The organism is Ferrovibrio sp., from assembly GCF_019636075.1.
In the GTDB taxonomy this organism is placed as follows: domain Bacteria; phylum Pseudomonadota; class Alphaproteobacteria; order Ferrovibrionales; family Ferrovibrionaceae; genus Ferrovibrio.
On the sequence record NZ_JAHBYG010000031.1, the window covers coordinates 42,670 to 51,102 of the forward strand.

The 8,433-nt window shown below is 61.7% G+C and carries 5 protein-coding genes, 1 pseudogene and 1 CRISPR repeat array (1 of these 7 only partly in view); of the genes and pseudogenes, 2 read left to right on the top strand and 4 right to left on the bottom strand.

Annotated features, from left to right (window positions below; translation table 11 throughout):
• Positions 1–26: direct repeats of the CRISPR family, unit length 36 nt (it extends 1,785 nt beyond the left edge of the window).
• A gap of 175 nt (positions 27–201) precedes the next feature.
• The 4 genes and pseudogenes from cas2 to cas9 form a co-directional block, all read right to left on the bottom strand.
• Entirely contained in the window at positions 202–507 is a 306-nt protein-coding gene (gene cas2 / locus KF827_RS13425) for a CRISPR-associated endonuclease Cas2 (protein WP_291006387.1), read from the bottom strand.
• A gap of 34 nt (positions 508–541) precedes the next feature.
• On the bottom strand, positions 542–1,540 hold the full coding sequence (gene cas1, locus KF827_RS13430) for a type II CRISPR-associated endonuclease Cas1 (RefSeq protein WP_291006390.1): 999 nt from the start codon (positions 1,538–1,540) through the stop codon (positions 542–544).
• 5 nt (positions 1,541–1,545) lie between these two features.
• Positions 1,546–2,481 carry a hypothetical protein gene (locus KF827_RS13435; protein WP_291006393.1) on the bottom strand — a complete coding sequence of 312 codons (936 nt, stop codon included), beginning with the start codon at positions 2,479–2,481 and terminating at the stop codon, positions 1,546–1,548.
• Positions 2,482–2,512: 31 nt separating this feature from the next.
• Positions 2,513–4,786, bottom strand: a pseudogene (gene cas9, locus KF827_RS13440) (type II CRISPR RNA-guided endonuclease Cas9); the annotation flags it as partial.
• 446 nt (positions 4,787–5,232) lie between these two features.
• On the opposite strand from cas9, the gene alaS reads away from it, so the two are divergent.
• Together alaS and KF827_RS13450 are read left to right on the top strand one after the other, a co-directional pair.
• On the top strand, positions 5,233–7,881 hold the full coding sequence (alaS, locus tag KF827_RS13445; protein WP_291006396.1) for an alanine--tRNA ligase: 2,649 nt from the start codon (positions 5,233–5,235) through the stop codon (positions 7,879–7,881).
• Positions 7,882–7,891: 10 nt separating this feature from the next.
• Positions 7,892–8,433 (top strand): ion transporter (locus KF827_RS13450; protein WP_291006400.1); only part of this gene is annotated, 542 nt, incomplete at its 3' end.

Here is an 8,433-nt window from a genome sequence, read left to right on the forward strand (position 1 = left end):
GCGGCCAATGCCGTCTTTGCTAAACTAGGCTTTGTGTAAAGCTTTCTATCGTCAAGTAAAATGCCCGATTTGGGATGCTCTCTGGGCTCTCGGTCGGGCATTTTTCTTGTCCCGTCCGGGCAATCGGGAAGGCTGGTTTCGCCAGATGTTCCTGGCCCGATTCGCCCTGTATCAGGGTCGCCCAATCCGCTTGCCATCCCATCAGAACATCTCCAACTGGGCGGGCGTCCCGGGCATCGCCTGGCGTTTGCGGCCCACATAAGTGCGTATGCGGGAGAATTGTTTGTCGGTGATGGTCATGAACCGCACTTCGCCTTCTCCCGGCACTTTGCCCCCCATGCGCTGCACATGGGTGGCGGCTGTTTCGTGGCTGGCACAATGGCGATAATACACTGAATACTGCATCATGGAAAAACCATCATCGAGCAGATCCTTGCGGAAGCGGGCATAGGCGCGGCGCTGTGGCTTGGTCTCGGTCGGTAGATCGAAGAAGGCGAAGACCCACACGGTGCGCCACCCGAATGGCCAGGCTGGGCCGCTGTCAGCCGGCCGGCGGGCCATCGCCGGCTCCAGCATCGCTTGCTTCATCATCGGGCAGGGGCGGGGAGGCAGCCTCAGCGCCCAAGGTCAGCCCTCGCGGCAAGATCAGGCGCGCCGCATTGCCGGCTTCCGAGATTTCGTCGCCAGCCAATGCCGCCGCCAAGCCCTGCGCTGCCCGTTCGATGGCCAGCATGAGCGGCACGGCGCGGCCGCCCAGATCCACCCGTTCGCCGAACAAGCCCAGCAGCGCGCGTTTGCCATCGCGGTCCACTTCGCCGGCATGGCCAGCCTCCATCAGGCCATGCACCACCCAATCCACATAGGGGCGGAAGGGCTCGATCAAATCATCCGCTAGACAGAAGGGGTTATCGCGCCGCTCATGGAAGATGCCCAGGCTGGGATGCAAGCCGGCGCCCACCAGAGAGCGCGCACAGGCCGCACGCAACACGGCATAGCCATAATTCAGCAGGCCATTGGGCGGCGCGCCGAAGCGGTCACGCCGGAAATCGCGACCCATCAGGGCCGGCCAATAACGTTGCGCGGCCTGGGCTTCCAGGTTATCCGGATCGCCCGAGCGCACCTGGCCGGCAAGTCGCGGCAGGCCATCGTCGCGGCCTTTGGCGGCCAACAGCACAATGGCCTGCTGCGAAATCTTGGCGGCGATGAGTGCCTGCCACAGGCGTTTCTTTACCGGCGCATTGGCATCGGCCTGGCGACGAAAACGCTCGGCCTGCCGGCCATGGCCATCCAGCGGCAACAGCAGAGCCGCAGGCAGATGATCTGCGCCGCAAAGCGCCACGGTCGCGCCTGCTTCGGCAAGCCCCACCAAGGCATTATGGGTGAAGCGGGTTTCCGGCTGATCGACAACCAATACGCCAAGGTCTTCCAGCGGCACCCGCACCGGTTCGCGCTCGGCGATTTCCAGCACAAGCTGCTTATGCTTCACCGAAAGCCGGGTCGGTGCGGAAGAAATCTCGATCACCCGCTTCAAATCCGCCATGGCGGCTAATCCCGCGCCGGCCGGATGCGGCCGATCGGATCGACGGAGATTTTTTCAATCTCGCCGCTGGCCAGTTTTTCGCGGCCGAAACTGATTTCCGGTTTCGGTGCGCCGGCCTGGTTATGCGGCTTGATGAAAACCTGGCCGGCGGCATTGAACTTGCGCACCACCAGATACTCCCATTCGCCCTTGTCGTTGCGACGCCGCAGCATATCGCCAGGCGCCAGGGTCATCACGAAACTGGCGCCATCGTCGCGCTTGCGATTGATCACTGGCTGTTTGCGCGACAGCCTTTGCATCGCTTCGAAGCGGCTGACGGTTTCATGATCGGCCTTGCCGTCTGGCAACCTGTACAGCACATAATGATGCACATCACCGCGCTCGGCCACCGCCTTGTTGCCATGGCCGGCCGGCACCACCATTTCGGCTTGCAGCTTCACACAAAAACGGGCCTTGCGGATTGCGCGCCTGCGATCTGGTGCGGATTTATCATCCAGCATCAAGGGCTCGGCAAAAGCCTTTTTCACATCGCCGTCGAACTGCGCCAGACGATGTTCGGCCAGGGCGCGAATCTTGTCGTCGCGGATGGCGGCGATCTCACCCTTGCTCATGGAGGCCAGTTCCTTGCGCTTCACATAGAAGCGATAGGTTTTGCCTGCTTCCGTAATTGGGGGCTCTTTGGTGGGCCCAAGGCGGGTTTCATCATGCAATGCGCCGCTCACCTTGCGCCGCACCCGATGCGAGATCACGATCTTATCCAGTGCCAGCCGCAGGTCTTCCACGAATTTCGGCCAGGGCATCTGGATATCGGGGAAAGGCTTGTCCGGCTCCAGTTCCAGTTGCTTGAACCAACCGACGATCTGCTGCATCGCACGCACATCGAAACAAGCCACTAGCGCCGCATCCAGCGCATGATGGCGATGGTCCTCGCGGTTTTTCATCCGGCCCCAGCAGATGATTCAGCCGCCACAATTGCCGCAGATGCGCTACGGCGCGGCCATTGCGGGTTTGCACCTTGCTGCGGCCACCATCGCCGCCTTGCGGCATCATGGTGGCGAGCCACAGCGAGGCGGTGCGCGCGATATAGGCGGTATCGCGGATCAGCCGGCTATTGCCGGTATCGTCTTCCAGGTCGCGTTCGGTTGGGTCGAATTTATCCAGCCGGTTCAATCGCTCTTCTGGGCTTTCGGCATTCAGCAGGCGCTTCACCTTGCCGCGCGGAAACTTGTTTTCGGCGGCCAGGCGGTTGAGGCGGCTGGAAATCTGTTCCAGGTCCGGCCAATCGGGTTGCAAGGGTTTGCCGTGATTGCGCTTGAATGCTTCCACCAGGGTGGAATTGCGCTTGAAGTTGCGGTTGAACGCCACATGGCCCAGGGTCTTGTTGGCGAAACTGTCATCCTGGCTGCGCGAACGCGGCGTGATATGCTCGATGTCGAATTTCGGCTTCGGACCGAACAGATCCTCCCATCCGATGGTTTCTTGCGTATAGGGACAAATCTTGTCGCATTCCTGCCAGAGCCGCCATTTCAGGATGGCGCTGCCGGTGGGTTCAACGCCGCGTTCGCGCAGCGCCTTCTCGGCAGCCTTGCGTTCGTTGGTGTTGTCGCGGATGGATTGCAGCAGCTTTTTCTTGTCCTTGCCCGAAAGCGCCACTTCGCGCGCCAGTTCGATGCGGATCAGATCGGGCAGGCGATAGCCATTGGATTCCAACAGATTGTTGAACACCTTGCGCAGTTCGGTCAGGGCGCGCTGTACGGTGGGGTTACGCTGGATCGGCAAATCCAGCGGATCGGTGGGCAGGCCCAGGATGCGACTGGATTTCGGCTTGCGTTTCCGCTTGCGCTTCTCCGCCTCGGTGGGCGCTACATTGGGATAGAGGCGAGGGCGGGCGGCACCATAGGTTTCGCCGGATTCCAAGGCGGGCAGTAGTGTACGGATGGCTTTTTCGGAGACATGCAGCCAGGCTGCGGGCATATCTGTATCGGCGAAGTCTTCCGCCGCTTTGCGGGCCATGCTCCAATGCTGCATGGCATGGGCGATCAGCTTCTGGCGCTCGGCGGCCACATCCTGTTCGGTGCGGATTTCCACCCGCTTGTTGCCCAGGCGGCGGTAATTCACGCCCCAGAGCCGTTGGAAAGCTTCGTCGCGAATCTGTTGCTTCTGCGGATGATCGCCCCAGGCCGCACCGAACGCTTTGCGCAAGGCGGCTTCCATGGCATTGCCATGCAATTCCTTGCGGCCGCCTTCCACCTCGAAATTGAATTTCGTGCCTTTGAACGGCGTGCCGTTTTCCTGCCACAGGGCTTTCAGCAATTTGCGTGCGTCGCCAAAGGTCAGGCGGCGTTGTTCGGCCAGGGCCTGGCGCAGCACGTCGCGTTCATTGTCGTCCAGAGCGCGGCCATTGCCGGTGGCGATTTTCAGGTTGTTCAGGGTTTGCAGCATTTCGAATTGCTGCCCCAACCAAGAACCTTTCGCGGCCAGTGGTTCGCCCGGTTCCAGCGAGCAGGTGCCCAAGGTTTTCAGGCGCCAGAAGATCGGTCGTTGGCGGAAAGCGGTGTCTCGTAGCATCTGTTTGCGTTCGGGCGTCATCAACGCGGGATGATGCTTCGCCTGGGCATCCCATAGGCGGTCGAATTCCTCTTCCGCCATGGCGCGGGCGGTATATTGCCCGCGGATTTTCGGCGCCGGCCCTTTGGGATTGGCGCGCCATGCCCGGATCGGCTGGCCGATATAGGCGCCCACGGTCTTGTCGCCGCGCTTGGCATCCAGGTCGGCGATCTGCTGCTTGATGCCTTCTTCTTCCTTTTCTTCGTCCTTGCTGGGTTTTTTGTCATCCACTAGCCGTGCGCTCTTGAAGCCGCGCCGTTTCAGGGCATGGAACAGCGCCCGGCCAACCTCCCAGGGCTCCAGCTTTTCGGTCAGGCCCCGGTCGCGCAACTCATAGGGCAGGGCGGCGGTAAGCTCGGCGGGCCATTCTTTGGGGTTGGGAGAGGGCAGCAGGCCAGCTTCGGCCAGCGCCTCATGCATCGCCCGCCGCCGCCAGCGCTTGCGCCGAAGCTGCCGGCGCATCATGCGCTTGGAACGGCGTTCCTTGTTGCGCGGCTCGCGCTCCTTTTCGGTGATGCCTTCAGGGAAAATGCGGCTGCCCAGGGCCTTGATGTTGCCAACCATGCGACGGTCTTGGTCGTATTCGATGGCGGCAAAGCCCACCGAGGTTGTGCCCAGATCAAACCCCCATACCAGCATTACACCCTCCCTGGTGGCATATAATTATGTTGAACAATCTAAATGTATGGGATATTCTTTTGCAAGTTTAGCAAAGACGGCATTGGCTCGCTTACCGCACGCAAAGTGTAAGTGTTCCAAGAGCGAGGGCTGGGCATCCCTCCGACACAGTTGCCCACTTAATTTTCACAATCCCCCGTTGGCACCCCGCTGGGCTCTGTCTTCGGGGGATTTGTGTGTTTAGGATTTTCATCTTATAACATACAATTTATGTATTTTGTTTCACGTGAAACACTCCCGGAACAGGCCCGCCCCGTTGCGCTGGACAGGGCTTGGCCGGGAAGGGTAAAAACCTCGGTCCGGCCCGGGATTGTCCGGGGACTTATTCAGGGGCTTATCCTGCGGAATTTGGCCGGGCTTTCCGCGGGTTGCCGCCAAAGATTATCTATTGTGAAGAGGCCGCTTAGATGACCACCTCCGCCAGCGATATCCGCCAGGCCTTCCTGGATTATTTCGGCCGCAATGGCCATCGCGTGGTGGAGTCCTCGCCGCTGGTGCCGCGCAACGATCCCACGTTGATGTTCACCAATGCCGGCATGGTGCAATTCAAGAATGTGTTCACCGGCCAGGAGAAGCGCCCCTATAGCCGGGCCGCCACCAGCCAGAAATGCGTGCGCGCCGGCGGCAAGCATAACGATCTCGACAATGTAGGTTACACCGCCCGCCACCACACCTTCTTCGAGATGCTGGGTAATTTCTCGTTCGGCGATTATTTCAAGGAAGAGGCCATCCCGCTGGCCTGGAACCTGATCACCAAGGAATACGGCCTGCCCAAGGATAAGCTCTGGGTGACGGTCTATCACGACGACGATCAGGCCTTTAATCTTTGGAAGAAGGTGGCCGGCCTGCCCGATGAGCGCATCGTGCGCATCGCCACGTCGGACAATTTCTGGGCCATGGGCGATACCGGCCCCTGCGGTCCGTGCTCGGAAATCTTTTATGATCATGGCGACAAGGTTTGGGGAGGCCCGCCGGGCTCGCCGGAAGCCGATGGCGACCGCTATATCGAAATCTGGAATCTCGTGTTCATGCAATACGAGCAGGTGACGAAGGAAGAGCGCATCAATCTGCCCAAGCCCAGCATCGATACCGGCATGGGCCTGGAGCGCATCACCGCCGTGATGCAAGGCAAGCACGACAATTACGATATCGATCTGATGCGCGGCCTGATCGAGGCCTCAGCCGAATTCTCCAAGGCCGCCGCCGATGGCGAGCATAAGGTGAGCCATCGCGTGATCGCCGATCATCTGCGCTCGTCCTGCTTCCTGATCGCCGATGGCGTGCTGCCGTCCAACGAGGGGCGCGGCTATGTGCTGCGCCGCATCATGCGCCGCGCCATGCGTCATGCGCAGTTGATGGGCTGCAAGGAACCCTTGATGCATCGCCTGGTGCCGTCGCTGGTTTCCGCGATGGGGCGCGCTTACCCGGAGCTTGGCCGCGCCGAGGCGCTGATTGCCGAGACCTTGAAGCTGGAAGAAACCCGCTTCAAGCAGACCCTGGAACGCGGCCTCAAGCTGTTGGATGAAGCCACTACCGGCATGGGCAAGGGCGACATGCTGCCCGGCGAAACCGCGTTCCGGCTTTACGACACTTTCGGCTTCCCGCTCGATCTGACCCAGGATGCCCTGCGCAATCGTGGCATCAATGTGAATCTCGATGGCTTCCAGGCCGCCATGCAGGCCCAGCGCGAAGAAGCCCGCAAGGCCTGGGCCGGCTCCGGCGAGGCCGCCACCGAGAAGGTGTGGTTCGAAATCAAGGAAGAGAAGGGCGCCACCGAATTTCTCGGCTACGACACCGAAAGCGCGGAAGGCCGCATCGAGGCCATCATTGTCGGCGGCCAGCGCGTGGAGACTGCGGAGACCGGCGCGCAGGTGGCGCTGCTGCTGAACCAGACGCCGTTCTATGCGGAATCCGGCGGCCAGGTCGGCGATACCGGACGGATCAATACGGCCACGGGCGCCGAGATCGAAATCGCTGACACGCAGAAAAAGCTGGGCGCGCTGCATGCCCATATCGGCGTGGTGAAAAAAGGCAAAATCGCCATGGGCGATCTGGCGCAGCTGATCGTGGATCATGCGCGCCGCACGCGCGTGCGCTCGAACCATTCCGCCACCCATCTGCTGCATGCCGCCTTGCGCCGCAAGCTGGGCGATCATGTGACGCAGAAGGGCTCGCTGGTTTCCGCCGAGCGGCTGCGTTTCGATATCTCGCATCCCAAGGCGGTGAGCACCGATGAAATCGCGGCTGTGGAAGCCGAGGTGAACGATATCGTGCGCCAGAACGATGCAGTGGCCACCCGCCTGATGACGCCGGATGAAGCGATTGCAGCCGGCGCCATGGCGTTGTTCGGCGAGAAATACGGCGACGAAGTGCGCGTGCTCTCCATGGGCAAGCTGCCCGATGGCGTGGATTATTCCGTCGAGCTTTGCGGCGGCACCCATGTGAAGCGCACCGGCGATATCGCGCTGTTCAAGATCGTGGGCGAGGGCGCGGTGGCGTCCGGTGTGCGGCGCATCGAGGCGCTGACCGGTGAGGCCGCGCGCGATTATTTCCTTGAGGCCGAGCACACCCTGCGTTCGGCTGCCGATGCGCTGAAGGCGCAGCCGCGCGAAGTGCCGCAGCGCCTGACCGCCTTGCTGGACGAAAAGCGCAAGCTGGAACGCGAATTGTCGGATCTGCGCAAGCAATTGGCGACAGGTGGCGGCAGCGGCGGCCCGCAGGTACAGGAAATCAACGGCATCAAGCTGGCGGCACGCAAGCTGGATGGCGTGCCGGCCAAGGATCTGCGCGGCATGGCCGATGCAATCAAGAAGGAGATCGGCTCCGGCGTGGTGGCGCTGATCTCGGCGGTGGATGGCAAGGTGTCGGCTGTGGTGGGCGTGACGCCCGATCTGGCCGGCCGCGCGGATGCCGCCAGCTTCATCAAGCTGATCACGCCACTGATCGGTGGTCAGGGCGGCGGCGGTCGGCAGGATTTCGCGCAAGGTGGTGGTGCCGATCCGGCCGGTGCCGATGCCGCGCTGCAGGCGCTGGCCGACGCCTTGGCGAAAATCTGAGGACAGCATCATGCGGCAGCATAGCCTGCGCCGCCGCTGTTTCGACCTGCTGGCCGATGGCCGCGAGGCCTATTCGCTCGGCCATCGTTTCGTTTCGGCATTCATCCTGCTGACGGTTGCCGCGTGTGCGGCGGCGATCATGGCGGTGACGATGCCGGGCATCACGCCGGAAACCGTGTATCGGCTGGATCGCCTGCGCGAAGCCACCGATATCATCTTCACCATAGAGTATCTGCTGCGCATCTGGATCGCGCCGGATTATGCCGGCGACCTGCGGCTCTCGGCGCGGGTGATGCGGCTGCGCTATCTGCGCTCATTCCATGGCATCGCCGATCTGCTGGTGATCCTGCCATTCTTCCTGCACCTGCTGTTGCCGATCCCGCGCGAATGGTTTCTGGTGCTGGAGATGTTCACGCTGTTCAAGCTGGCGCGCTATGCGCCGGGGCTGAACATGGTGGCTGCAGTGCTGCGGCGCGAGGCGCGCGCGATGGTGGCCGCCTTTCTGGCGCTCGGCGTGATTTTGGTGCTGGCCGCCTGCATCATGTATGTGCT